The sequence below is a fragment of the Nocardiopsis alba DSM 43377 genome (genome assembly GCF_000341225.1).
Lineage (GTDB): Bacteria > Actinomycetota > Actinomycetes > Streptosporangiales > Streptosporangiaceae > Nocardiopsis > Nocardiopsis alba.
Genome location: NZ_ANAC01000011.1, coordinates 346,721 through 371,787, shown reverse-complemented (window position 1 = coordinate 371,787; position 25,067 = coordinate 346,721). Strand labels below are relative to the sequence as shown.

Sequence of the window (25,067 nt, the reverse complement as noted above, 5' to 3'; positions counted from 1 at the left end):
CCTGTCCACGGTAGACCTTCGAGTCGACTCGAAGGGTCGCCCCGGTCCCCGGGCCCGGGTCAGAGACCGCCGGCGCCGCTCGGGGCCGTTCGAAGAGGACAGCCCTCCCAGAGAAGGCGGCACATGAGGGCGGCGCCCGCCATCACCGCCGCGACCACGGCCAGGGCGAGGCCGATCACGCCCGGAAGTTCCTGGACGAGGACGAACAGGCCCATCACCAGGACGAAGACGCCGAACCCCTTCCTCAGGGCGGCCTCGGGCACGCGGGAGGTCAGCCGTGCGCCCAGGAGCGCGCCGACGACGGCCGCGGCGGTGATCGCCAGCATCGGCCCCCAGTCCGGGGTCACCGTCGTGAGGTAGCCGGCCAGTCCGGCGAAGGACTTCATGGAGATCACGAGCAGGGAGGTCCCGACCGCCACCGGCATGGACAGTCCGCCGAGGAGTGCCAGGGCGGGCACCACGAGGAACCCTCCTCCGGCTCCGACCAGACCGGTGACCACCCCGACGACCACGCCGTCGAGAACGATCCTCCGCAGCGGGAGTCTCCGCTCGGCACCGTCACCGGTGGACGTGGAGGCGCCTCTTCTGCCTCGGAGCATCGCGGCCGCGGTCGCCACCATCATGAGAGCGAAGGCGACCATCAGCAGGGTTCCGGGAAGGTGCCCGCCGACCAGCCCGCCGAGGAAGGCGCCGACCATGCCCGCGGCGCCGAAGACCGCTCCGGTGCGCCACTGGACGTTCCCGCGGCGCGCGTGGGCGACCATGCTGGTCAGCGAGGTGACCCCGACGACGAACAGCGAGGCGGCGATGGCCTCCTGTGGGGCCATGCCCGCGACGTAGGTCAGCAGGGGGACCATCAGGATGGAGCCGCCTCCCCCGAGCAGCCCGAGGGCCAGGCCGACCACCACGGCGAGGCCGATCACGACGATCATGTACATCCGTCTCTCACTCTCTCTGTGACGTGGAACCGCGCGGACGGCCGGAGGACGACGGTCGTCGGGGCGGCGGGGCGGGGCCCGTCCTCGTGGCGGTCATGCCGACGGGGGCGGGCCCCACCGTTCGCGAACGGTCAGCGGTTCAGGAGCCAGGCCGGGTAGCCGCCTTCGAGTTCGACCACGTCGTGGCCGGCGCGGCGCAGGGCCGCGGCCGCCACCGAGCTGCGCAGACCGGACTGGCAGTAGCTCACGATCGGCCCTTCGGGCAGGGTGTCGCGGTGCCACAGGACTCGGCCCGCGCTGAGCTGTCGCGATCCGGGGATGTGGCCGGACGCGTGCTCGCCCTTGTTGCGCACGTCCAGGACGAGGGCCGACTCGAAGCCCTCCAGCTCCTCGGCGGTGATGACGCTCGGCACGGTCTCGGGCAGCCCGGTCAGACCGGTGGTGTAGCCGGCGACCTCGTCGATACCGACCCTCATCAGGTGGTCGCGGAACCGGTGGGCGGTCTCCTGGTCGGACGCCAGCAGGACGAGGGGACGCGATTCGGTCTCCGGGTCGTAGGCCCAGGCCCCGAAGGTGGCCGCCTTGTCCGGGCCGGGGATGTGCAGCGCGCCGGCCACGGTGCCCCGGTGCACCTCGGTGTGCGGACGGGTGTCGACGAAGACGATCTCCTCGGCGTCCAGTGAGGCGCCGACCTCCTCGGTGGAGAGTTCGGGGAGCGGCGTCGACCGGCCCAGGATCCGCGGCCCCTCCTTGTTCTGCCGCTTCATCCGGGCGAAGTAGGCGTGGGCGTCCGGCTGTCCGCCGAGCAACTCCTCGACGAACCCCCGCTCGTCGTTCTCTCGCAGGTAGGGGGCCCACCAGGCGTTGAGGCGTTCGTATCCGACCGTGGTGGAGGGGAGGGCGCCGAGCGCCTTCCCACACGCGCTTCCGGCGCCGTGCCCGGGGTGGATCTGGACGTGGTCGGGCAAGGCCAGGAGGACGTCGCGCAGCCCCGCGAACAGCAGGCGCGCGCCCTCGAAGCGGGTGTCCACCTCCCCGGCCGCCTCGTCGAGCAGGTCGGGGCGGCCCACGTCACCGGCGAACACGAAGTCGCCGGAGAGCAGGTAGCCGGGGTCGTCGCTGAACGCCCCGTCGGTGATGAGGAACGACAGGTGTTCGGGGGTGTGCCCCGGGGTGTGCACCGCGCGCACCGTGACGTTGCCGATCTCGATGGTGTCCCCGTCGTACAGGCGCTCGGCGGCGAAGCCGTACTGCCAGTCCTTTCCGCCCTCGCCGGAGACGTGGATCCGGGCTCCGGTGGCCTCGGCGAGCTCTCGGGTGCCCGAGAGGTAGTCGGCGTGGATGTGGGTCTCGGTCACGTGGGTGATGCGCATGCCGTGTCGTTCCGCGAGGGCGAGGTACTCGTCGACGTCGCGGCGGGCGTCGACCACGATGGCCTCCCCTCGTGCCTGGCAGCCGATGAGGTAACCGGCCTGGGCGAGGTCCTCGTCATAGACGCGTTCCAACAACATGGCGTCTCCTTCCGGGTGGGGTGTTCTCTTCGATCCGATGGATACTCCGGGGAGTATCCGAACGTCGTGGTGCGGTGTCGGTCGCGAGCCCGGTGGGGCCCGCTAACCCACGGTCAGCGTCGGCCGCCGATGCGGGCGAGGGAGTCCTCGATGTCGACGTGGTTCTTCGGCTGGTTGTAGGGCAGGCGCGTCAGGGCCATGCCCATGGCGCAGGTGTCGGTCACCGCCGCGAAGGTCAGCCCGGCTCCGACGAACCCGGCGATGGCGACGGCCGGGGTCCACCACAGGGAGGCCACCGCCGAGACGAGGACGATGCTTCCGGCCACGAGCCGGACCTGCCGCTCCAGGGCCCATCTGCTGCGCCCCTTGACGACGGCGCCGCCCTGGGACTCCCAGGCGTTCATGCCGCCGTCCAGGACCACCGTGTCGCTCAGGCCGGCGGCGGCCAGGCTGTCCTGGCAACCGCGCGCCCTCTGCCCGGACTGGCAGACGAGGACGAGTCGGCCGCCGGCGTCGGCCACGATCCGCTCCAGGTGCCGGTCGACCCGCTGGGACGGCAGGTTGATCGCCCCGGGGATGTGCGAGCTCTCGTACTCGGCCGGGGTGCGCACGTCCACCACGAGGGTGTTCGGGTCGGACTCGAACAGGGTGCGGACGGCGTGGACGCCGATGGTGCGATCGGACATGGGTTCTCCTTCGTCAGGGTGGTCGGATACACCGGGGAGTATCCGTGGGTCGGGGTTCGGCGCCTCGCGCAAGGAAGAAAGGCCCGGACCCGCTTTTTCTTGGGTGGACCCCCTCGGCCCGTGTCACGGGATCGGGTCGTCGGCGACATTCTCGCGCCGCAGATCCTCCCATACACCGGGGGGTATCCTGGTCTCACACGTGACCGACGATGATCGGCTCACGCTCGCCCCTCGACCGGATCAGGCCAGGGACAGGAACAGCTTCTCCAGCTCGGCCTCGGTCAGCTCCGGCTCCTCGCCCCGCTCGCGCGCGGCGTTGCAGTGGCGCATACCGCCGGCGACGATCTTGAAACCGGCCCGGTCCAGGGCCCGGGAGACGGCGGCGAGCTGCTGGAGCACCTCGGCGCAGTCCTCGCCCTCCTCGATCATCGAGATCACACCGGAAAGCTGCCCTTGGGCCCGCTTCAATCGGGTCAGGGCGTCGCCCACCATCTCAGGCTTCATCTGGGTCCCTCCTCGCTCACGGAACACAACATACCCCCGGGTGTATATCTTCGCCAGTGATCGACCGCACACCGACGACGTCGCGCACCCCTCCCCCATCACACGAGACCCGTAGGGAACGGGGTTCCGCGCGGTTCCGAGGAGGATGGGAGGCCCGGGGTTCGTGACCACCCTCATATCGAGGGCGATCGTACCGGCCCGCGGGTCCGGCTCAACCGGAACGGCGTGAGAAGACCTCCCCCGCCAGGATGCGACGCAGTGCCGCCGCGCAGTAGTCGACCATGTCCACCGGGGGCTCGTCCGGCGACCACCAGCGGATCTCATCGTGCTTGTGCGGCTCCCGGTTACGGGGGACACCGGTCCATTCATGGCACAGGAAGAAGAAGTGGACCCACCCCCGCGGCCCTCGCCCGTCGTGGACGACGTGGACGAACCGCAGGTCGTCGGCGCTCACCCCGATGCCGAGCTCCTCCGCGCTCTCGCGCAGGGCGGCGGTCACGACGTCCTCCCCCGGATCCACCTTCCCCGCCACCCCGGCGTGCCACAGCCCCGGGGCGTACGGCAGGTCGGGGCCGCGCCGGGTCAGCAGGATCCGCCCCTCGCGGACCGGGAACACCTGCACGCTCAGCGCCGCCTCCCCGGAGAGGCGGGCCTCGCCTCCGCTTTCGTTCATGGGGCCATCATGAACGCCCCCGACGACGGAACGGTCGATGGGACCCACGCCCCTCCCCTTCGGGGACGGCCCGAGACGCGACCGCCCCCGATCAGGTCGCCAATCCGTGCCGGTAGGCGTAGACCACGGCCTGTACCCGGTCGCGCAGCCCCAGTTTGGTCAGGATGCGCGAGACGAACGTCTTCACGGTCTCCTGGCTGATGAACAGGCTCCGGGCGATCTCCCCGTTGGACTGCCCGTCGGAGATCAGGCGCAGGACCTCCAGTTCACGGGGGGTCAGCGGAAGGTCGTCGGGGATGGTGTCCCGGGTGGGCCGGATCCGGGCGGCGTACTTGCCGACCAACTGCCGAGTGACCTCGGGGTCCAGCAGGGCCGACCCCGTGAACACCGTACGGATGCCGTGCAGAAGCCGATCCGGGGGCGCGTCCTTGAGCAGGAACCCGCCGGCGCCCGCGCGCAACGCCTCATAGACGTACTCGTCGAGGTTGAACGTGGTCACCACGAGGACCTTGATCGGATGGTCGACCTCGGAACCGGCCAGGCGCCGGGTGGCCTCGATACCGTCGAGGACCGGCATACGCACGTCCATCACGACGACGTCGGGGCGCAGACGTTCGGCGAGCTCGACCGCGCTCTCGCCGTCGCCGCACTCGCCCACGACCTCCATGTCGGGTTGGGCGCCGATGATGGTGACCAGGCCGGTGCGGATCAGTACCTGGTCGTCGCAGACCAGGACGCGGATCGGAGCGCTCACTCTCCCTCACCCGCCGAGACCCCGGCCGGGATACGGGCGCTCACGGTGAAGCCGCCGTCCTCGCGCGGGCCCGCGGTGAGGTCGCCGCCCAGGACCTCGACGCGTTCGCGTAGACCGATCAGGCCCCGCCCGCTCCCTGCGGGCACGACGCCGGAACGGCCCACTCCATCGGTGCCGACGTTCACGGTGATCTCCTCCGGGCGGTGATGGACACGGACCGTCGTGCGGCTTCCGTGCGCGTGTTTGAGGGCGTTGGTCAGGGATTCCTGCACGACACGGTGGGCGACGAGGTCGGCGCTGCCGCGCGAGGCGGCCGGGGTGCCCTCCTCGGTGAACTCCACCGGCTGGCCGGCCTTGCGGGCCTGTTCCACCACGGCGAGCAGACCCTCGTCGTCCTCGGGAGCGGGGGTGGTGTGGTCGGGGTTGAGCACGTCGAGGAGGTGGCGCAGATCGGAGATGGCCCGCCGTCCGGTGTCGGTGACGGAGGCGAGAGTCTCGTCGAGTCTGTCGGGGGCCGCGGTCAGATAGCGCGCCGATTCGGCCTGGACCACCATCGCGGTCACGTGGTGGGTCACCACGTCGTGGAGTTCGCGGGCGATACGGGTGCGTTCGGCGGTACGGGTGGCCTCGGCGAGCAGGCGTCGACGTTCGGCCTCGGCGATGCGGGTGGAGCGCAGCCACGAGCCGATCCCCCAGGCGAGCGTCAACGCCAGGAAGAACACGACGTACTCGGGCAGGGTCTCGCCCTCGCCGACCCGGTGCAACGCGACCGACAGCAGGACGTAGAAGACCGAGGCCGCCACCACGGCGGTACGTCGGTACACGTGGAGGTGGGCTCCGACGCTCACCAGCGCGATGGGCAGCGCGGTGCCCGCGAACAGGTGGTAGCCGGACAGCTGGTCGAGGGCGAAACCGATCGACACCAGCGCCAGGCACACCGCCGGCCATTTCCTACGCACCGCCAAGGGCAGGCACTGGAGGGCGGCGGCGAGGAGGCCCAGGGAATCGAAGGGGCGCTCGGCCACTCCCCCGAACTGGGTGCCGTGGCCGTGGAGCGAGGGGATGAGGGAGAAGGCGAGGAGCAGCAGACCCAGGGGGAGGTCGCGCACGGTGACGTCGAGTCGCCGCCAGAGTCTTTGGAGCCGCCGGAGTCTGGTCACCGGGGCAGTGTAGTGGCGCTGTCCGCACCCCTGGAGCGCCTGTGAGCGAGGATCTCCGGCCGCCGTGGCATCGGATTCCGTGCCCGGAGGGAGGCCATTCGAGAGGAGGGGAACGTCGACGCAGGTGGGGCCGTCGCCGAAGGGCGACCCGGGCTTGTCCCCCATGAGAGCCACACGCGAGTGTCCACTCTGTGGTGACGACCCCGGATCGCGGAATCCGTAACGTTCTTCTCGGTCGCGGCACACCGGCCGCGGAGCGGGACACTCCCCCCGCACCGCCCGGAGCGCGCCCCCGCTCGCCACCCCCGATCCCCTTACCGGAGGCCCTCATGACCCGCACCACTCGGACCACCGCTCTGACCGCCCTGCTCTCCGCCGTGGCCGTCACTAGCCTCACCGGATGCTCGATCGCGTCCGAGGTCCGGGACGGGCTCGGCGAGGTCCGGACCGACCTGGAGTCCGCCGCCGAGGAGGTCATGACCGAGGGACAGCTGTTCACCGGCACCAAGATGCTGGAGGTCGAGGGCGGTTCCGTGAACGTCTCCTGCTCCGGCGCCCCGGTCCAGGACCGGCCGGTGATCGTCCTGATGGCCGGCATGGGCGACGGGCTGGACACCCTCGCCGACATCCAGGAGACCCTGAGCGAGCAGGACCGGGTCTGCTCCTACGACCGCTTCGGCGAGGGTGAGAGCGATCAGCCGACCGGTCCGCAGACCATCGACGACGGCAAGGCGACGCTGCGCGCGGTCCTCGACGACATCGCCGGCGACCAGGAGGTCGTGCTCGCGGGTCACTCGCTGGGCGGGCTGATCGCCGCCCGCTACGCCCCCGACGACCAGGACCGGGTGAAGGGGCTGGTGCTGTTGGACGCCACCTCCCCGACGATGATCGACGACATCACCAGGGTCATCCCCGAGTCCGCCACCGGTGAGGGCGCCGAGGTACGGGCGCAGAACCTCGCGATCTTCCAGGGCGAGAACCCGGAGAACATCACCATCGAGAGCGACCCGGAGGTGCGTTCGGCCGGGGACATCCCGGTGGAGATCGTCCGGCACGGTGTCCGGTACCTGGGCGAGATCGCCGAGTACGGCGACGACCTGGAGCGCGTGTGGACCGAGGGCCAGGAGAAATGGCTGGAGGTCTCCACCGCCGGCCGGCTCTCCGTCGCCGAGGAGAGCGGCCACTACATCCACGTCGACCAGCCCGAGGTCGCCCTCGACGCCATCCGCACCGTCACCGACCAGGCCGCCGGGTAGACCAGACCGCCGGCTAAGGGACCGGCGGGTCTGTGAACGGCGTCGCCCGCGAACACGGGCGGCGCCGTTCGTCATGTCCGGGATCGGAACCGTGACTCCTACGAGCGCCTCGCGCACCCTGAGCGACGAAAAGGACGGAATACATATCGTTTCGACGCGAGGTGGAACCAGAACGCCCCGGTCGGAGTCCATGACCTCGGTATAGCGACGAACATCGGGAGTTCACGATGCGGCAGATCCACCGTCAGGGAATCATCACCGGAGCGATCCTCGGAGCTCTGCCTCTGCTCCTGACCACCGGTTGCTCGTTCGAGTTCAGCCTGGGCGGCCCCTCCGCGGTGGACGCCGCGGAGGTCGCCGAACGGTCCAGCGAGATGTTGGAAGAGCAGATCGGTCAGGCCCCGGACGACCTCACCTGTGGCGAGGACCTGCCGGCGGAGGTGGGCGCGGAGATCCGCTGCGAGCTCACTCACGGTGGGGAGAGCCTCGGCGTGACCGTTACGACGACCGAGGTCGACGGGAACGACGTGCGGTGGGACGTCGTGGTCGACGACCTCCCGGCCGAGGAGGAGACGGCGGCCGCCGGGAGCGATGGCCGGGTCCCCGCGAGCGAGGTGGCGCGCGTGTCGGCCGAACAGTTGGCGGCCGTGGTCGGGCAGGAGCCCGAGGAGCTCACCTGTTCCGAGGGGCTTCCGGCCGAGGTGGGCGCGGAGATCCGCTGCAACCTCGTGGACGGCGGTATGAACTACGGCGTCACCGTCACGACGACCGCGGTGAACGGGACCGATGTCGAGTGGGACGTCAAGGTCGACGACGCCCCGCTGTAACCCCCGGCGAGGCCCCCGTACACGTCGGGTGCCGTGGGCGACGTCGCCCACGGCACCCGAGGATGCTAGGGAGTGTTTTCGTGGATGCTTTCGCAGGCACCGGCGGAGCCGGTCCTCAGCGAGCGGCCGCCGGGCGATCTCTCACCGGACGACGAGCGAAGCCGCCCCTACTGTGCCCCGCTACGCGAGCTCCGCAGGGTCGCACAGCGGGGGCCCGCCCGGGTTCGGCTGTCCTCGTCCGTGCTTGCTTTGAACGGGCGGCGCCGCGAGAGGAAGCCCGGCACCGCGTGAAACACCACGCGCGTCAGCGCGACCGGTGAAGGGTGGTGGCGGGTGACGTGGAGTTCGGGCTGCGCCGTAGGCGTCCGTTGAGGGTGGTGGCGGGTGACGGGTGGGCGGAATGATCCACAAAAGCACGACCTATTCGGGGGTCCCGGTCTGGCCTCGGTAGACGAGGTTGCGCAGACCCGTCACCGCGTAACGGGCGCCACCCCCGTCGGGGGACCGGAGGACGAGGACGTCCGTGCTCGGGTTCACGCGGTCGAGGGGGATGCGGGCCCCGTCCCAGGGGCCGCCGATCACCTCGAACGTGCCCTGGAACCGGTCCTTCGCGCAGAGCAGCACGACGACCAGGAGTTGGACCGCGCCCGCGACGACGAACAGGACGTTCCCGGTCCAGGTCCAGACCATCGTCAGACCCGCCATCGACAGGAGCAGGGCGAAGACCACGACGGCGTGGCCTCTCTGGGAAGCCCCTCCGCTCCCTCGGGCCTCGACGTTCACGACAGGTTCTCCTCTCCGTTGACCATGGGATGTTCGTGCCTCAGTCCGCCCGACCGCGTTCCGGATCGGTCCGGGCGGGCGAGCCCACGTACGGATGGTGCAGGTCGAAGGCGGGGCGCTCGGAACGGATCCTGGGCAGCGTCGTGAAGTTGTGTCGCGGCGGCGGGCACGAGGTGGCCCATTCCAGCGAGCAGCCGTAGCCCCATGGGTCGTCGACCTCCACCTTGGGGGCGTTGCGCACGGTCAGGACGATGTTCCAGATGAAGATGAGCGTCGAGGCGGCGAGCACGAAGGACGAGATCGAGGAGATCCGGTTGAGCTCGGTGAAGCCGTCGGTGGGCAGGTAGTCGGCGTAACGACGCGGGAAACCGGCGACCCCGAGCCAGTGCTGCACCAGGAAGGTGCCGTGGAAGCCCAGGAAGAGCAGCCAGAAGTGGAACTTCCCGAGCTTCTCGTTGAGCATCCTTCCGGTGAATTTGGGCCACCAGAAGTAGAAGCCCGCGAACATCGCGAACACCACGGTGCCGAACACGACGTAGTGGAAGTGGGCCACCACGAAGTAGGTGTCGGTGACGTGGAAGTCCAGCGGGGGCGAGGCGAGGATGACCCCGGTCAGACCACCGAAGAGGAAGGTCGCGAGGAACCCGAGGCTGAAGAGCATCGGCGTCTCGAAGGTGAGCTGGCCGCGCCACATCGTGCCGACCCAGTTGAAGAACTTCACACCGGTCGGGACCGCGATGAGGAAGGACATGAAGGAGAAGAACGGCAGCAGCACGGCACCGGTCGCGAACATGTGGTGCGCCCACACCGTGATCGACAGTCCGGTGATCGCGATGGTGGCGGCCACGAGGCTCTTGTAACCGAAGATCGGCTTGCGGCTGAACACCGGCAGGATCTCGGTGACGATGCCGAAGAACGGCAGGGCGATGATGTACACCTCGGGGTGGCCGAAGAACCAGAACAGGTGCTGCCACAGGATGGCGCCGCCGTGCGCCGGGTCGAAGACGTGGGTGCCGACGATGCGGTCGGCGCCCATGACGATCAGGGCCGCGGTCAGGACCGGGAAGGCCAGCAGTACCAGAACACCCGTGAGCATGGTGTTCCAGGTGAAGATCGGCATGCGGAACATCGTCATACCGGGGGCGCGCATGCACAGACCGGTGGTGATGAAGTTGACCGAACCGAGGATCGTGCCCAGACCGGAGACGATGAGGCCCATGATCCACAGGTCGCCGCCCAGACCCGGGGAGCGGACCGCGTCGGCCAGAGGATGGTAGGCGAACCAGCCGAAGCTGGCGGCGCCGCCCGGGGTGAGGAAGCCTCCGATGGTGATGAGTCCACCGAACAGGAACAGGTAGTAGCTGAACAGGTTCATGCGGGGGAAGGCCACGTCGGGCGCCCCGATCTGCAAGGGCATGATCACGTTCGAGAACCCGATGAAGAGCGGGGTCGCGAACAACAGCAGCATGATCGTGCCGTGCATCGTGAACATCTGGTTGAACAGCTCGTTGGAAACGACCTGATGCCCCGGAGAGAACAGCTCCATGCGCATCACCAGCGCCATCAGGCCACCGATGAGAAAGAACGAGAACGAGGTGATCAGGTACATGTACCCGATGACCTTGTGGTCGGTCGATGTCAGCCATGCGACGATGATCGAACCCTTTTTCCCCACCCCCTCGGGGGCGGAGGTCCGGGTTTCCGTCTCAACCGTCATGAGGATCCTCCTCAGTTCGTACGAAGAGGAGTCCGACCGGGGAGCCGTGAAGAACGGAGCGAGAACCGCGGGGGAGGAAGACGGACATTCTCCCGCCCCTACCCGGGATCGCTCCTCGAGTTGCACGGCCGGACGGCGACTCGACCTCGATATCCGATACCGGCTCGATGGACATTTCGTTCTCGCCGGCGACTCATGAGCGTTCCAGCCACTCGTCGCCTCAACCTAACAAGCGAAGCCACCCGACCTCGGGAAATGAGAGAAACCCGGCGCGCCCTTTTTTCAGAACACGGAGTTTCCCCCATATGCGATAGAGGAACGTCCGATCCCCGTCGACTTGGAATCGGATAATCGAATACCCTATTTCTCGCCATGAAGGCCGTAGTTCCCCATAAGAGCGGACGTCGCTCCGTGTTCTCCCGCCCTTGCACGGGCATGCTGGGACAGGAGGGGCGTTCGAGCCCGCGCGACCTCCGACCGACGGGGCGTCGGAAGGTGCGGGAGACCTCGGGGAGGGGACATGCCCGACGACGACACGCGAACGGGGGGCCGCTGGGGAAGGCCCAGGGTGTGGGTCGTGGTCGTGCTGATGATCGCCGCGTTCCTCGCGGGCGGGGTGGCGTTGACGCTGGGCCCGGCGTGGGAGTGGGTGCTGGCCGCGGCGGTGGTGTTCCTGCTGGGAGGCCTGGTCGCCGTGCCGATGGGTGTCTTCAGGGCCTCGGTCCGCGATGAGGGCGGACGGTCGAACGATCCTCGCGATCTCTGACCCGTCCGCCCTCCTCGTTCCGTCCGGCCTCGGCCCGGCGCATGCCGGGGCCTACCGAGCCTGGTGGCGCCGGGGCAGCGCCCGACCGCGGGCCTGGCGCCCCCCGGGAACGGGGAAGCGGTGGCGCGGGGCCCGACCTCGGCGCGGATCCCGAGGGGCGCCGTCCCCCTTGCCACGGGCACGAAGGGCCTCCAGCGGAGCTCCCGTCATGGGGGTGACCTCGAGATCGATACCGGTGAGCGGGGACACCCGTCCGATGTGGTGACCTCGCTTCGCGGCGTCGGCGTGTTCGTGGGGCATGTTCGCTCCCTGGGTGTCGTGAGGGCGGTCCTGACCGTCGATCGAGGTGACGACGGGGAGGGCGGGGTTTCGCATGCGTCTCCTTGAAGGGGTACTCCCGTGGCCGATCGACCACTATGCTTAAAGTACTACGATCAAAGTACTTCAAACGTAGTGGTTTGTCGAGCCGTCGATCGGATCCTCTCGAAAAGAGGAGAGAGGCCCAGGCCGAAGCCGCCGGAGAGACGAAGAGGACTAGCCCTCGCTCGCGGGACTCCAGGCGAGGACGAGGTCGATCAGCCCGGGGAAGCGGTGCCCGAGGTCGTCGAGGCGGACACGGCTGCGCCGCTCGAGGCCGTATTGGCGCTGGGTGATCACCCCGGCCTCTCGAAGGGCCTTGAAGTGGTGGGTGAGGGTGGACTTCGGGCGATCGAAGCCGAACCAGCCGCACGTCTGGTCGAAGTCCTCGGATTCCCGCAGGAGCCGCTGCACGATCGTCAACCTCAGGGGGTCGGCGAGCACGCCCATGACCCGTTCCAGCCGAATGTTCTCGACCGCGGGTTCGGGCAACCGCTCCGGCAGGTCGTCGGGCTCTCGGTCGAGACGGTACGTCGCTGCGAGGTTCGGCATGCCCCCACGGTACCTCCAGTACGAGTTGGTTCGTACTTGCTCTATAGTTCGAGTTTATTCGTACTAGTACGAGAAATATCGAACTGGGGGAGTTCATGCGGAGGACCGAGACCGAAGGGCGGGGGATCACCTGGTCGATGGCGGCGGCGATGACGGTGACGACCGTGTTCGTACTGTCGAACGCGCCCACCCCGCTGTACGTGTCCTGGCAACGCGAGTGGGGGTTCTCCTCCGGCACGCTGACGATGGTCTTCGCCTGCTACATGGTCGGACTGGTCGGATCCCTGCTCGTCGCGGGTCGACTCGCCGACCGGTACGGACGGCGGGTGGTGCTGATCCCGGCGCTGATCGCCGCCGTGCTCTCCGGACTCCTGTTCCTCCTCGCCCAAGGGGTGGCCTGGCTCCTGGCCGCGCGTCTGCTCGCCGGGATCTCGGTCGGCGGCGCCGTCACCGCCGGGATGGCCGCCGTGGTCGATCTGGCGCCCGAGGGTCGACGTCGGATCGGCGGGCTGATCGCCTCGGCGTCGATGGTGCTCGGCGCCGGCCTCGGCCCGCTCCTGGCCGGGATCACGGCACGGAACTCCGACTCCCCACAGATCTGGGTGTTCACCCTGGTCACCGCCCTCGCCGTCATCGCTCTAGGGGTCGGTCTACTCCTGCCCCTCCCCCACCCCGATCGCTCTCTCCCCTCGGGCGAGGGAGGACCGTGGCGGTGGCCGAGCCCGCCGCGGAACCGACGGCGCGAGCTGGTGTGGGGCGCGGCGACCTTCGCCCCCGGGATCACCGCGACCTCGTTCGTGCTCTCCCTGGGCCCCTCGGTGCTCGCCGGCCCGCTCGGGGTGGGAGATCCGCTGGTGGCCGGGCTGATCGCCTGCGTCATGTTCCTCGTGGCGACGGGCGTCCAGTTCGCGGTCGGACGCCTGTCGACACGCACCCACCTGGCCGTGAGTTCGGTGGCGGCGATCGCCTCGATGGCCCTGCTGGCCGGCGCGGTGACCGTCACCCCGGTGTGGCCCCTCTTCCTGACCTCCGCGCTCCTCGCGGGCGCCGCCCAAGGACTCGGCCAACTGGCCGGTCTGACCTTGATCGCCACCCGCGTCCCCCACGAGCGGCGGGCGGAGTCCAACGCGGCCCTCAACATCGCCGGATACGTGCCCGCGGGGGCGCTGCCCGTGGCGACCGGCCACCTCGCGGACGCCACCGGCCTGGGCGCCGCGGTGGTCGTGTTCGCCGTCGTCCTGGGCGTCTTCGCCGCCCTCGCCCTACCGATCGTGCGGCTGAGCACCGCACGTCACCCGAACCGATCCGAGAAGAGACGACAGAAGGAGCACGAGATGGAGAAGAACGGCGTGGAGCCACCGGAGCCGGGATCGACGCTGGTGATCGTCGCCCACCCCGACCTGGGATCCTCCCGTGTGAACTCGGCGTGGGTCCGCGCGTTGACGGAGGAGGGCGGCACCACCGTCCGTGTTCTCGCCGAGGAACGCGGGGTCGACGGTTTCGACGTTCGGGCCGAGCAGCGGGCACTCGCCGCCCACGAGCGGATCGTCCTCCAGTTCCCCTTCCGCTGGTACGGCGCGCCTCCGATCCTCGCCGAGTGGCTGGAGGTCGCCCTGGAGCGCGGATGGGCGTACGGCCCCGGCGGTCACGCGCTGGAGGGCAAGGAGTTGAGCATCGCGGTGTCCACGTGGTCGCGCGCGGACGACTACACCGTCGACGGCCGCTACCACCGGGTGATGAGCGAGTTGACCTCGCCGTTCGAGACCATCGCGGCCCGGGTGGGCATGCGCTACCGTCCGGGGCACTTCCTCCACGGGGTCGGGGATCTCACCGATGAGCGGTTGGCGGACGCGGCGCGCGACTACGCCCGCTGGTCCGCCGGTCGAGAGGACGGGGCGCTCCGGAAGGTGTGACCCCCGCGGTGTTCGGGAGGGCGGCCCGCCCTCCCGAACCGGCCGTCACCAGGTCATCCGGGCTTCTCCTCCAGGCGCAGGGCGACGCCCAGGGCGAAGAAGGTGGGCGCCCACTGCCCGACGAAGATGCCCCATCGGTCGGCGCGGTCGGTGCCGGCGTCCTCCTTCTTCTTCGACAGGGCCCAGGTCAGGAACGACAGGCCGATACTGGCGGTCCCGGCGGCGTAGGCCATCTCGGAGGTGACGCCCATCTCGGACAGCTTGGCGATCATGGTCTCTCCCTTTGGTCGGGTCTCGGTCCATGCTCACCTGCCCGAGAGCCCGTCAATATAGGCGCGCCTCGGGGTAAAACCTGCCGTGCCCTTCTTCGGGCGGCACCGACGCTCCGGAACCGCGGCCCTCGGGTATGCCCCTCTCGGTCCGACCCTCGGGGCCCGTCAGGGTACGCGCGCCAGGCGTCGCGCCGCCTCCACCACCGAGGCGCGGCGCCTGGCGTGCTCCTCTTCCGTGGGTTCCCCGGTGATCATCCGCGCCACCTGGGGGACCGCCGTCCACCAGCCGGCCAGCGACAGGATCAGGAAGGTGAGGTGGTCGGCGTCGATCGACCTCGTGATCGTTCCGTTCTCCTGGCCCTCGGCGACGGCGACGGCCCTGTGGCCGTAATGCTCGCGGCGTGACTCCTCGTCCGGCACCTCTCCCTCGAAGACCAGGCCCTCCCAGCGGAGGAGTCGGTTCAGTTCGGGGCGTTCGCGGTGGTAGTCGTACACGCGTCCCGCGTAGTCGCCGATCTCCTCCTCGGCGAACGACTCGACCGGAACCGCTCGGGCGACCTCGGCGAGCTCGTCGCGCAGCACGGTGGCGAAGAGGCTTCTCTTGCCGCCGAAGTAGTTGTACACCCGTTCCTTGTTCACGCCGGCGGACTTGGCGATGCGCTCGATGGTCGTGCCATCGGGCCCGAAGCGTGCGAACTCATCGACGGCCGCCTCCTTGATCTTTCGCTTCGTGCCCTCGGTGTCCCAGGCCATGCGGCGGCTCCAGTGTGCGACGAACTTCCAACGCGAGAGTTGTTATCGGTGGATCACGCTACTACGCTCAACTACAACGTTGTAGTTGGAGATTGGAATCGCGATGCCCCCTCAACGGCCTTCCGCTCTCTGCGTCACCATGTTCGACCGTTCGACCAGGAAAGAGGGTGTCAAGACATGACCCGGGTAACGATCCTCGGAGCCACCGGACGATCCGGTTCGGCGGTCCTCGAACTGCTGCCCCCTCACACCCGGATCACCGCGGCTCTTCGAAGGCCGGGTGACCGACCCCGACTTCCGACGACGGAACGGGAGGTCACCGAGGTCGTCGTGGACGTCGAGGACCCGGCGAGTCTGCGACGGGCCGTCGCCGACGCGGACGTCGTGGTCAACGCCGTCCGTATGCGCGGGGACATCGACCCCGCCGCTCTGGTCGAACTGCACGAACGCGTCATCGAGGCCGCGGACCCGCCCTCCAGCCCCGCCCCGTTCATCGTCACCGTCGGCGGCGCGGGATCGCTGCGGCTGCCCGATGGGACACGCTTCTGGCAGAGCCCCGCCTTCCCGGAACGCACCCTGCCGCGAGGGAGGGCGCACGCGAGGCTCCGCGACCACCTGGAGGAGGGGCGCGGTGGTGAGAACTGGGCGTACCTGATCCCACCGCCCGCCTTCGACCCCGACGGGCCTCGCACGAACAACCACCGCGCCTGGCCGGGGACGGCCGACGAGAGCTCCTCCCTCGAACGGTCCATCGGCTACGTGGACTTCGCCGAGGCCGTGTGCACGGCGGTGGAGGAGCGCTGGGCCGGTACCCGGCTGGTGGCCGGACCCGAGACCCGCCGGGTCTGACCCCTGGGCGGAACACGTGTCGAACGTCCGCGCGGAACGATCGAACGGCCGTCTCACGCGAAAAGCGTGTCGTTCCCTCGTTCAGAGGGCGGGTTCGGTCTAGCTTCGTGACGTTGTCGCCACAACACGGCCGTGGGGGAAGGGGGTCCCCGTCTCCGGCGGCCGCCCCCTCTTCCCCACGAACACGAAGCCCGCACGTGGACCTCGGTCCTCACGTGCGGGCTTCGGTACTTCCTCGTCACCGAGAGAGCTGTTCGTTCTCCTCATGGAACATGACCAGGACGTCGTTGGCCTCTCCGGGAAGCCGCTCCGAAGGCTGCAAGGGGGTGGGCACCTGGAGCGGGATGAGCTGCGAGGGCATCGGACGTGTGGAGGGAGCCGAGTGCAGCATGTGCTCGATGTTGTCGGCGTATCCGGCGAAACCCTCGGACTCGTGCCACGGGAAGCCCACACCCTGCGTACTGAGCGGGTCGAACCCCCACCGTGCGATCCTCGCCCGGGACTCCTGCTCCAGGGTCGGGTCGTTCTGGGCGGCCCGCTGCCTGACCTTACGGGCGATGACGAGCCCGATGCACGTGCCGGCGGCCAGCACCAGGGGCACGATCGACGGCGGGGTGTTCTCGACCGGCCTGATGGCCTCGCAGTCGGACTCGTTCATGATGATGTTGTCCGGATCGGCGAGGATGTCCAGGCACTCCTCGTAGGTGATGCTGCCGTGGGCCCTCTCGGAAGAACCTCCACCTGTCGCCTGTACGAGCCCATAGAAGAACAACTGGAAACCGAAGGAGATCGCGCACAGGACGGCCACGGCGAAGGCGACGAACGAGGCGATCCTGAGACCGTTCTGCTTCAAACGGGCCGGGTGGTTCCTGATGCGCTGCTTCTCACCTTCGGGAACCTCGGCCCGCGTCCGCTCGATCGCGTTCGCCCACGCGGTGCTCCAGGTCCGTTCACGGCTCCGCAGGAACGGGAGGAGGGAGACGGCGCGTTCCTGCCATTCGACGAACGCGACGCCTTCCGGTGTCTGCCGCCACATGGAGAACTCGTGCCGGGCGGTCTGCGCGGACACCGCCTGTTGAAGGGCATGCTGTTCCTGCTGAAGCCGGTGCTGCTCGTTCTGGAGGGCGAGCTGCTGCTTCTGTGTCCTCAACTGCCGCGCGCTGTTCATCGCGGTGATGCCGTTGAAGACCATGTTCACGCGGTTGGTGTACGCGATGCCTTTGAGGAGCTGGGTGTTCTGCGCCGCCGACCGGGCCGTGGCCGCGGACGAGTCCTCGATGTTGCTCAAGTGCTCACGCGACCGTTGGGTCTCGTCACCGATACGCCGCAGATGGTCTCTGTTGCTCCGCATGCCGTCATCGGGCCTTTCTACGTGGGGGGTTCAGGTGGCGTCGCCGATGACACAGTGCGGCGAGGGGAAGGGGGTCGGTCGATGAGGATCGTGGCCGAGGGCCGAGGATCAGCGTAGCGAAACGCCCGTTTCCGAGCCATCGCGAACGGACCGCGAACCCCGGGAACGCGAAAACCCCAGGGCGAGAACGCGCTACCGCACTCTGACCTGGGGTTTCTCTGGTAGGCCCCCGGGGGATCGAACCCCGAACCCACGGATTAAAAGTCCGTTGCTCTGCCGATTGAGCTAGAGGCCCATAGCGCATCTGATGTGAACAGGGAAGATGCCACCAGCGCCATATCCTACCGGATGCCGATGCGGCATAGGAGCACAGGACTCCCCCTCTATGAGCGGATATGAGGCGAGGGCTCCGATTTTCTCCCCACCGACCTCTTCAGGCCGAGGAAGCGCCCTCGGCCGGTTCGTGTACGCACAAGGCGCCGAGGCCCACACCCCTCTCCCCAGAGCCCGCGCTGATAGCATCGCGGTCGCTCGTGGCACGCTCGAAAGCCCTACCGGGCCGAGAGTTCGAGGCCCACGCTCACCCCTCTACGCGAAGGCGGCACTCCATGATCAGGGTGGTCCTGGTCGACGACCAGTTCGTCGTCCGGGCGGGTTTCCGGGTGATGTTGGAGATCGCCGAGGACATCGAGGTGGTCGGCGAGTGCGCCGACGGCCCCTCCGCCGTCGAGCTGGTCGAACGGCTTCGCCCCGACGTCGTCTGCATGGACGTGCGCATGCCGGGCGGCGACGGCCTGACCGCGACCCGCGAGATCCTCGCCCGCTCCTCCGGAAAGCCCCCGGCGATCCTCGTGGTCACCACCTTCGACCTCGACGAATACGTCTTCAAGGCCTTGGAGGTCGGCGCGAGCGGGTTCATCCTGAAGGACACCCCGCCCGACGACCTGGTGGAGGCGGTGCGCCGGCTCGCCGACGGCCACGGCCTGGTCGACCACACCGTCACCCGTCGCGTGATCGCCGAGTTCGCCAAACGCAGGTCCATGAACCGCGAGGAGACACAGGCCCATGGCCTGCTCACCGAACGCGAACTCGACATCGTCCGCCTGCTCTCCCGAGGCATGTCCAACGTGGAGATCGCGGAGAGCCTCACCATCGAGCCGAGTACCGTCAAGTCGCACCTGGGACGGGTGATGACCAAGATCGGTGTCCGCGACCGCTTGCAGACCGTCGTCTGGGCGTACCGCAACGGTGTCGCGACGCCGTGACCCTGTCCCCCACGCTTCGGGTGTCTCTCATCTGAGGGGCAGGATGAGCCGGACGCTCCACCCGCCCGTCTCGGTCGGCCCCGTCTCCAGGGTCGCCCCGACCAGGTCGGCCCGTTCCCGCATCCCGATCAGGCCCAGACCGCGGGAGACCTTCGCTTCTTCCTCTCGTTCCACACCGGGATCGTTGTCGACCCGGAGCTCGACCTCCCTCTCCCCTCGGGCCAGCTCCACCCGCACCGGCGCACCCCAGGCGTGGTCGCGCGCGTTGGCCAACGCCTCCTGCGCCACCCGGTAGAACATGACGTCGGCGACCGGCGGCAGCTCCAGGTCGGGTCCGCTCCGCTCCAGGACCACCTCGACGCCCAACTCGCGTTCCGTCTCGACCAGACGGTCGAGCACGGCCACCCCGGGGACGGGCGCGTCGCTCTCACCGGCGGCCTCTCCCCGACCCCCGTCCGGGTACTCTCCGGGATCCCGCAGGGCCCCGACCACCATCCGCAGGTTCTCCAGGGTCTCCTTGCCCTGACGCCGGATCCACCCGAGGGTCGGTGCGAGCGCCGGGGCGTCCCGGTCCGCCAGCTTCTCGGCCGCACCCGCCTGCACCACCATCCCCGAGAGGTGATGCGCGGCGATGTCGTGCAGTTCCCGCGCCATACGCGTGCGTTCGGCCCGGAGGGCGCCGTTCACCCGCTCCCGTTCCCGTTCGACCAGCCGGACCCGCTCCTGATGAACGTAACGCCTCCTCATGGAAACGTCGTTACCGACCAGACCCGCCACCCCGAAGACGAGGGCGGCGGACACCACCTGGGAGAGGCCCGCTATCACCGGGTCCGTCACGAGCGCGGGCGGTGCGAGGGAGGCGAACGGAGGCAGAGCGAACACGGCACCACAGACCCCGAAGACGAGCGCGATCGTCACGAGTACCCGGATGAACCGCTTCAAGGAGAGGGCGGTACCGCAGGTGTAGGCGGCGATGAACGGCGCCGGCCCCTGAAAGGTGGCGTCGGCCGGCAGGAGGAGCGTCATGCCGAGCTGGGCCGCCGCCACGATGGACAGACACAGGAGCGGGACACGCCGACGCAGACACAGGGTCAGGGACTGCACGACGGTCAGGGCGACGAGCACGGCCACGGCGGCCGGAGCGAACGGGGTCTCCTCCGCCCGGGCGAGCACCACCACCGAGTAGAGGAGGGCGATCGAGACCAGCGTGACGAACACGCCCAGAAGCAGGTCACGGCCGAACGCTCCGCTGAAGCCCGCGCGGGTGAGGGCGGCGTCGAACCGCGCCGTCATCCGGGAGGTGGGCGCCAGGGGCGGGCTCTGTGTCTCGGGGAGGGCGGGGGCGTCACGCCTCATCGTTTCCGTCCGGGTGGTGAGTGGGGGTGGGGCCGCGACAGCGAGGGCGGGGCACCCGATCCGAAACCGGTGATGCCCCGCCCAGGCTACTCAGAAGGTCACGCTGCCGGTCACCATCCCGTGCATGGTGGCGATCCAGCCGAGGCCCATCAAAGCCGCCAGGACGAGCACGCTACCGACGCAGCGCTCCAGTCCCTGCTTCCGTCGGATGTCGTCGAAGACCACCATCGCCGCGGAGAGGACCCCGAGCAGTCCCAGACCCTGCACGACCTGGAAGATTCGCAGCGTCCCGAAGGAGATCGGCTGGAAGCTCAGGGCCATCGATAGGGTGACCCCCCAGCCGGCCAGGGCGAGCAGGGAGAGGACCACGGCGACCCGGGTCAGGACACGTGCCCACCGACCGGTCTTATCGCGCTTGGGCCTGGACAGTCGCAGGCGGACGAGGGTGCCGATGGGCCAGGAGAGGACCGTGATCAGCAGGATCAGCACCGAACCGGCCAGGACCGACAGGACCACCGTGCCCGGGGTGTCCTCGTCCGCCGGCAGGAAGGTGAAGGCCGTGGTCCCGATCGCCCTGACCTCGCCGTCGACGACGTCCGCCGCCAACGTCCGGTGCCCGTCGACCTCACGCCACACCCAGGGTTCGACCTCCATGTACTCCGTCGGCCGCCCGGTCTCGGGGCTGGTCAGGACGATCGTCCCGTCCTCCGTGGCGACGATCCGAGCCTCGTCCAGGGCGTAGAGCAGCGAGACGAAGTTGCTGTGGATGGAACGTGAGGGCCGGTAGTTCCCCTCCAGCATCGCGGCGTGCTCCACCGCCGTGGACTCGACCTGACCACCGTCGGCCTGCTCGCCCGGGAAGTAGCGGTCGGCGAACCCCTCGGCCACGGCCAGGCGCAGGCTGTGGCTGGCGAGCCCGGTGTTCCCGCTGCTGTTCAAGGTGATGAAGATACCCGCGTTCTGCTCGGGGTAGATCTGCATCTCGGAGTGGAAGACGTCGGTGTCCCCTCCATGGCTGATGATCCGGTTGCCATTGCGCTCCTCCAGGAAGAAACCGAGCCCCATCTGGCCGCCGCCGGCGACACCGCCGAGACTCTCCTCGTCCAGGGCCGGTTCCCCCATGAGGGCGATCGTCTCGGGTTCCAGCAGGTCGGCGCCCTCGGCGTCCTCCATGTAGACGCGCATGAACTCGGCCATGTCGGTCGCGGACGACGTCAAAGACCCCGCCGGGGCGTCGGAGACGGTCTCGAACCGCTCGACCGGCGGCCCGTCGGCGGTGTCGTAGGCCTGCGAGAGCCGGGGGGCGAGGTCCTCCGGCAGGGGCTGGCGAGCGGTGGAGGAGTCCATCCCGGCCGGGACCAGTACGTTCTCCTCGACGTACTCCTCGAAGGGGACCCCGGCGACGTTCTCGACGATGTATCCGGCGAGGGCGATGCCGTAGTTGGAGTAGGCGGGCGTGGTCCCCGGCTCGTAGACCTGCTCGGGCGGATCGTTCATGACGACCTCGCGCAGATCCACCTCCTCGCCTTCGGAGAGCATCGCGTTGGCGATCCGCTCCTCGAAACCACCCGTGTGCGAGAGCAGGTGGCGCAGGGTGAGGTCCTGGTCGAAGGAGCGCTCCACCTCGAAGTCGAGGTACTCGTCGACGTCGGTGTCCAGGTCGAGTTCACCCTCCTCGACCAGCCGCATGACGGCGGTCGCGGTGAAGACCTTGGAGATCGATGCGATCCGGAAGAGCGTCTCCTCCGGGTCGACGGGCGTACCGGCCTCGAGGTCGGAGTACCCATAGCCGCGGGCGGTGAGCAACTCGCCGTCCGCGACGACGCTCACGGACGCCCCCGCGATCCGTGTCTCGTTCAGTTGGGCGGGCAGGAGCCCGTCGAGCCAGGCGTCGACGTCCTCCTTGGTGAGGGTCGCGTCGGCGCTCTCGGGATAGGCGACCCTCGGCGCGGGGGCGGGGCCGGTCTCCGAGGCCCCGGCGCAACCGGTCATGACGATCGCGGTGATCCCGGCGGCGACGAGCGCCATGAGGCGGTGGGGAAGCCTCCGGGACGCTCGTCCATCGGGGGGCGGACTGGTCGCGAACACGTACTGCTCCTGAGGATCGAGGTCTCGGGGCGAGGGGGTGGACCTCGCCCGCGGTGGGTGATCCCAGCATCGTGAAGACCGGTACGTCGGGTCTTCTGCCGTGAGTCGGCACTTGGTCTACGACCTTTGGGGGACCCCGATCCCCCACGTGTCGGTGTTCTCGGGCTTCTCGGGCCTTCGACCAGCGGTTCTGCCGCGCTTACCGGAAGCATCTCCGAACACCGCCTACCCTCGGTCTTCGGGGGAGGGGTGGTGATCCGTCCCGTGATGCCGATTACAATACCGGTATAGTTATTGGAGCACGAGAGGGCGCCGCATGATCGAGATCCTGAAACCCGAAGACGTGGAACGCGCGCGGAAGACCGGCGCCCTGGTCGCCGAGATCCTCCAGACCATGAGGACCCGCGCCACCGTCGGCACCAACCTCCTGGACATCGACCGCTGGACCAAGGAGATGATCGAGGAGGCCGGGGCCGAGTCCTGCTACGTCGACTACGCGCCCTCCTTCGGTGAGGGCCCCTTCGGTCACTACATCTGCACCGGCGTCAACGACGCCGTTCTCCACGGGCGCCCCCACGACTACACGCTCGCCGACGGCGACCTGCTCTCCCTCGACCTGGCCGTCCTGCTCGACGGGATCGCCGCCGACTCCGCCATCAGCTTCATCGTCGGCGAGACGCACTCCCCCGAAGACGTCGCGCTGATCGAGGTCACCCAGCGCGCCTTGGAGGCCGGGATCGCCGCCGCCCGCCCCGGGGCCCGCACCGGCGACATCTCCCACGCCATCGGCACCGTCCTGCGCAAAGCCGGCTACCCGATCAACTCCGAGTTCGGCGGCCACGGCATCGGCTCGACCATGCACCAGGACCCGCACGTGGCCAACACCGGCAAGCGCGGCCGCGGCTACAAGCTGCGCCCCGGACTGCTGCTCGCCCTGGAGCCCTGGGTCATGCGGGACACCGCCCGGCTCGTCACCGACTCCGACGGCTGGACGCTGCGCAGCGCCACCGGCTGCCGCACCGCGCACAGCGAGCACACGGTCGCCATCACCGAGGACGGCGCCGAGATCCTCACCCTGCCGAAGAAGGCCTGAGCCCACGGCTCGACCCCGCGCGCACGCACGACGCCCCCGCTCACCGGTGAGCGGGGGCGTCGTGCGTTCTCCCCTGCCCTCGAAGGGCGAGGACCAGGGGTCATGCGGGATACGCATCAGGCCTTGACGGCCTTCTTTCCGGCGGTCCGCGTGATGGCGTAGTGCAGGGCACCGCCGAGCAGCGCCCCGAAGATCCACACGAAACCGGACCACTCCGCCAGCGCGGGCAGCCACACCGCCGTGACGGAGAAGACCGAGGCCAGACAGAACGCGAACAACGCTCGCAGGTTCCAGCCCTTGGTGTAGTGGTACTCGCCGTCGGGCGACGCCGAGTAGAGGTCGTTCAGGTTCAACCGTCCCCGCCGCAGCAGGTAGTGGTCGGCGACGATGATCCCGTACAGCGGAGCCAGCACCGCCCCGAGGGTGTCGACGAAGGCGGCGATGCCGATCCCGTCGATGAAGGCCACCCACAGTCCGCCGATGGCGAAGCCGACCGCACCGGTGATGAGCCCGCCGGTCCTGGCGCTGATCTTGGCCGGCCACAGGTTGGCCAGCCCGTAGGCGGGCGGGATGAAGTTGGCGACCAGGTTGATGCCGACGGTGGCGATGAGGAAGGTCAGCGCCGCGACGACCGTCAGCCAGATGTTGTCGACGCGTTCGACGATGTCGGCCGGGTTGGTCAACGCCTCCCCGTAGAGCACCGAGGAGCCGGCGGTGATGATCAGGGTGAGGAAGGAGAACACGGCCAGGCTGACCGGCAGCCCCCACAGGTTGCCGCGCCGCATCGCCTTCTCGGATCTCACGAACCGGGAGAAGTCCCCGTAGTTGACGACCACGGCGGCGAAGTAGGCGACCATCGTGCCGACCACGGCCGAGAACGCGGCGAGCGTTCCGCCCGGGTAGTCCCCGTCGCCGGCGAACACGGTGCCCAGCGCGGAGAACAGCTCTCCGCCGGCCATGTACCAGATGACCCCGGCCAGGGCGATCATGACGACGTACACCGCGGGCCCGGCCCAGTTCAGGAAGGTGCCGATCCAGGCCATCCCCTTGGTGAACAGCGCCACCTGGAGCACGGCGACGATCACGTAGGAGATCCACCCGACCGCCGACAGACCGAGGAAGGTCCCCTCCGGTCCGGGGCCGAAGAGCGCCGTGATCAGCAGCGCCACCGCCGTGGAGGCGAAGTAGGTCTGCGCGCCGTACCAGAAGGTGGCGGTGATCCCTCGGATCAGCGTCGGGAACTGGGTGCCGTGCACGCCCATACTGGCGCGGGCCATGACCGCGTACGGGATCCCGTATCGGACGCTGGGTCGCCCGACGAGGTCGCACAGGAACATGACGATCACACCGGCGAGGATGATCCCGCCGAAGACCGCCCAGCCGTTCAGCCCGTAGGCGATGAACAGGGTCGCGGCGAGGGTGTAGCCGAACAGGCTCTGGATGTCGTTCGTCCACACGTTGAAGATCTCGAACGTGCCCCAGGACCTCTTCTTCCGGGGCAGCGGCGCGAGGTCGTCGTTGTACAGGCCCGGATCCGGGTCGTGGACGGTCAGGTCCGGTCCGGCGGCGGAGCCCGTGGGCTCTCCGCGCGCCGTGTCGGTGGGTTCGCTCATGGTCGACCTCGAACTGTCGTGGTGGTCTGG

Annotated in this window: 24 protein-coding genes and 1 tRNA gene; 7 read left to right on the top strand and 18 right to left on the bottom strand. The window is 69.1% G+C overall.

What is annotated here, in order from left to right:
- Nucleotides 1-59: 59 nt before the first annotated feature.
- The 7 genes from D451_RS0111490 to D451_RS0111460 form a co-directional block, all read right to left on the bottom strand.
- On the bottom strand, nt 60-932 hold the full coding sequence (locus tag D451_RS0111490) for a sulfite exporter TauE/SafE family protein (RefSeq protein WP_152472864.1): 873 nt from the start codon (nt 930-932) through the stop codon (nt 60-62).
- Nucleotides 933-1,069: 137 nt separating this feature from the next.
- Nucleotides 1,070-2,449 (bottom strand): MBL fold metallo-hydrolase, encoded by a 1,380-nt coding sequence (locus D451_RS0111485; RefSeq protein WP_017534509.1) that lies wholly within the window; start codon nt 2,447-2,449, stop codon nt 1,070-1,072.
- Between the two features lie 113 nt (nt 2,450-2,562).
- On the bottom strand, nt 2,563-3,135 hold the full coding sequence (locus D451_RS0111480; RefSeq protein ID WP_017534508.1) for a rhodanese-like domain-containing protein: 573 nt from the start codon (nt 3,133-3,135) through the stop codon (nt 2,563-2,565).
- 240 nt (nt 3,136-3,375) lie between these two features.
- On the bottom strand, nt 3,376-3,627 hold the full coding sequence (locus D451_RS0111475; RefSeq protein ID WP_014912014.1) for a metal-sensitive transcriptional regulator: 252 nt from the start codon (nt 3,625-3,627) through the stop codon (nt 3,376-3,378).
- 223 nt (nt 3,628-3,850) lie between these two features.
- Nucleotides 3,851-4,312: an NUDIX hydrolase gene (locus D451_RS0111470; protein ID WP_051067464.1), complete on the bottom strand. Its 462-nt coding sequence runs from the start codon at nt 4,310-4,312 to the stop codon at nt 3,851-3,853.
- A 91-nt stretch (nt 4,313-4,403) separates the two neighbouring features.
- Entirely contained in the window at nt 4,404-5,066 is a 663-nt protein-coding gene (locus D451_RS0111465) for a response regulator (RefSeq protein WP_014911812.1), read from the bottom strand.
- Nucleotides 5,063-6,226: a sensor histidine kinase gene (locus D451_RS0111460; RefSeq protein ID WP_017534505.1), complete on the bottom strand. Its 1,164-nt coding sequence runs from the start codon at nt 6,224-6,226 to the stop codon at nt 5,063-5,065. Before D451_RS0111460 ends, D451_RS0111465 begins: the two co-directional genes overlap by 4 nt.
- Nucleotides 6,227-6,555: 329 nt before the next feature.
- Here D451_RS0111460 and D451_RS0111455 point away from each other — a divergent pair, with 329 nt between their 5' ends.
- A complete protein-coding gene (locus D451_RS0111455; RefSeq protein WP_017534504.1) occupies nt 6,556-7,482 on the top strand; it encodes an alpha/beta fold hydrolase in 927 nt (308 codons plus the stop codon).
- Between the two features lie 227 nt (nt 7,483-7,709).
- On the top strand, nt 7,710-8,309 hold the full coding sequence (locus tag D451_RS0111450) for a DUF4333 domain-containing protein (protein ID WP_017534503.1): 600 nt from the start codon (nt 7,710-7,712) through the stop codon (nt 8,307-8,309).
- 420 nt (nt 8,310-8,729) lie between these two features.
- Here D451_RS0111450 and D451_RS0111445 read toward each other — a convergent pair whose 3' ends face one another.
- Nucleotides 8,730-9,092 (bottom strand): hypothetical protein, encoded by a 363-nt coding sequence (locus tag D451_RS0111445; RefSeq protein WP_017534502.1) that lies wholly within the window; start codon nt 9,090-9,092, stop codon nt 8,730-8,732.
- 40 nt (nt 9,093-9,132) lie between these two features.
- Nucleotides 9,133-10,809 (bottom strand): aa3-type cytochrome oxidase subunit I, encoded by a 1,677-nt coding sequence (gene ctaD, locus D451_RS26430; protein ID WP_017534501.1) that lies wholly within the window; start codon nt 10,807-10,809, stop codon nt 9,133-9,135.
- Between the two features lie 520 nt (nt 10,810-11,329).
- On the opposite strand from ctaD, the gene D451_RS0111435 reads away from it, so the two are divergent.
- Nucleotides 11,330-11,575, top strand: a complete 246-nt coding sequence (locus D451_RS0111435; protein WP_241463320.1) for a hypothetical protein — start codon at nt 11,330-11,332, stop codon at nt 11,573-11,575.
- A 51-nt stretch (nt 11,576-11,626) separates the two neighbouring features.
- Here the strand turns inward: D451_RS0111435 and D451_RS0111430 are convergent, their stop codons facing one another.
- Both D451_RS0111430 and D451_RS0111425 read right to left on the bottom strand, forming a co-directional pair.
- Nucleotides 11,627-11,950, bottom strand: coding sequence for a hypothetical protein (locus D451_RS0111430; RefSeq protein ID WP_017534500.1), 324 nt, complete (start codon nt 11,948-11,950; stop codon nt 11,627-11,629).
- A 159-nt stretch (nt 11,951-12,109) separates the two neighbouring features.
- Complete coding sequence (locus D451_RS0111425; protein ID WP_017534499.1) at nt 12,110-12,484, bottom strand: ArsR/SmtB family transcription factor; 375 nt, start codon at nt 12,482-12,484, stop codon at nt 12,110-12,112.
- Nucleotides 12,485-12,579: 95 nt separating this feature from the next.
- Between D451_RS0111425 and D451_RS0111420 the strand changes: the two genes are divergently transcribed.
- Nucleotides 12,580-14,397 carry an MFS transporter gene (locus D451_RS0111420; RefSeq protein ID WP_017534498.1) on the top strand — a complete coding sequence of 606 codons (1,818 nt, stop codon included), beginning with the start codon at nt 12,580-12,582 and terminating at the stop codon, nt 14,395-14,397.
- Between the two features lie 53 nt (nt 14,398-14,450).
- On the opposite strand, the gene D451_RS0111415 is transcribed toward D451_RS0111420, so the two are convergent.
- Entirely contained in the window at nt 14,451-14,669 is a 219-nt protein-coding gene (locus D451_RS0111415) for a hypothetical protein (RefSeq protein ID WP_014911533.1), read from the bottom strand.
- A 165-nt stretch (nt 14,670-14,834) separates the two neighbouring features.
- Nucleotides 14,835-15,422, bottom strand: a complete 588-nt coding sequence (locus D451_RS0111410; protein ID WP_017534497.1) for a TetR/AcrR family transcriptional regulator — start codon at nt 15,420-15,422, stop codon at nt 14,835-14,837.
- Nucleotides 15,423-15,599: 177 nt separating this feature from the next.
- On the opposite strand from D451_RS0111410, the gene D451_RS0111405 reads away from it, so the two are divergent.
- Nucleotides 15,600-16,271, top strand: coding sequence for an NAD(P)-dependent oxidoreductase (locus D451_RS0111405; protein WP_017534496.1), 672 nt, complete (start codon nt 15,600-15,602; stop codon nt 16,269-16,271).
- A gap of 238 nt (nt 16,272-16,509) precedes the next feature.
- On the opposite strand, the gene D451_RS0111400 is transcribed toward D451_RS0111405, so the two are convergent.
- Both D451_RS0111400 and D451_RS0111395 read right to left on the bottom strand, forming a co-directional pair.
- Complete coding sequence (locus tag D451_RS0111400) at nt 16,510-17,622, bottom strand: hypothetical protein (protein ID WP_017534495.1); 1,113 nt, start codon at nt 17,620-17,622, stop codon at nt 16,510-16,512.
- 219 nt (nt 17,623-17,841) lie between these two features.
- Nucleotides 17,842-17,917: transfer RNA gene (locus D451_RS0111395), tRNA-Lys, on the bottom strand.
- 313 nt (nt 17,918-18,230) lie between these two features.
- Between D451_RS0111395 and D451_RS0111390 the strand changes: the two genes are divergently transcribed.
- Nucleotides 18,231-18,887, top strand: coding sequence for a response regulator transcription factor (locus tag D451_RS0111390; RefSeq protein WP_017534494.1), 657 nt, complete (start codon nt 18,231-18,233; stop codon nt 18,885-18,887).
- A gap of 27 nt (nt 18,888-18,914) precedes the next feature.
- On the opposite strand, the gene D451_RS0111385 is transcribed toward D451_RS0111390, so the two are convergent.
- Together D451_RS0111385 and D451_RS0111380 are read right to left on the bottom strand one after the other, a co-directional pair.
- Entirely contained in the window at nt 18,915-20,243 is a 1,329-nt protein-coding gene (locus tag D451_RS0111385; RefSeq protein WP_017534493.1) for a sensor histidine kinase, read from the bottom strand.
- Between the two features lie 90 nt (nt 20,244-20,333).
- Nucleotides 20,334-22,271: a serine hydrolase domain-containing protein gene (locus D451_RS0111380; RefSeq protein ID WP_017534492.1), complete on the bottom strand. Its 1,938-nt coding sequence runs from the start codon at nt 22,269-22,271 to the stop codon at nt 20,334-20,336.
- 376 nt (nt 22,272-22,647) lie between these two features.
- Between D451_RS0111380 and map the strand changes: the two genes are divergently transcribed.
- Nucleotides 22,648-23,424 carry a type I methionyl aminopeptidase gene (map, locus tag D451_RS0111375; protein WP_014912567.1) on the top strand — a complete coding sequence of 259 codons (777 nt, stop codon included), beginning with the start codon at nt 22,648-22,650 and terminating at the stop codon, nt 23,422-23,424.
- A 116-nt stretch (nt 23,425-23,540) separates the two neighbouring features.
- On the opposite strand, the gene D451_RS0111370 is transcribed toward map, so the two are convergent.
- Entirely contained in the window at nt 23,541-25,037 is a 1,497-nt protein-coding gene (locus D451_RS0111370) for an NCS1 family nucleobase:cation symporter-1 (RefSeq protein ID WP_017534491.1), read from the bottom strand.
- Nucleotides 25,038-25,067: the final 30 nt, after the last annotated feature.